Origin of the sequence: Streptomyces sp. NRRL S-37, from assembly GCF_000721605.1 — a bacterium.
Taxonomy (GTDB): Bacteria; Actinomycetota; Actinomycetes; order Streptomycetales; family Streptomycetaceae; genus Streptomyces.
Map to the genome: position 1 here is coordinate 1 of NZ_JOIZ01000139.1, position 322 is coordinate 322.

At 65.8% G+C, this 322-nt stretch carries 1 protein-coding gene; it reads right to left on the reverse strand.

Features of this window, described 5'->3' with window-relative positions; all coding sequences use genetic code 11:
- On the reverse strand, positions 1-322 hold a 322-nt coding region (locus tag IH50_RS0137145), incomplete at both ends, for an ABC transporter (protein WP_030873190.1).

Below are 322 nucleotides of genomic sequence, written 5' to 3' on the forward strand. Positions count from 1 at the left end.
GCCGTATTTCTCCTCTGCCTTCCAGAAGTACACGAAGCCGATCACACCGGCCAGCAGCGCCCAGCCCACCGCGAACGCCCACACGTGCGGGGGCAGGTACGAGGAGCCGTACTCGTCGATCATCGCGAAGCGGACCAGGTCCATGTAGACCGCCGCCGGGTTCCACTGCAGCACGTCGGCGAGCCAGCCCGGCACATCCTTGTCGTGCAGCATCGCCGGGATACTGAACATCACGCCGGACGCGTACATCCAGGTGCGCAGCACGAACGGCATGAGCTGGGCCAGGTCGGGCGTCTTGCTGCCCATCCGCGCGAAGATCAGC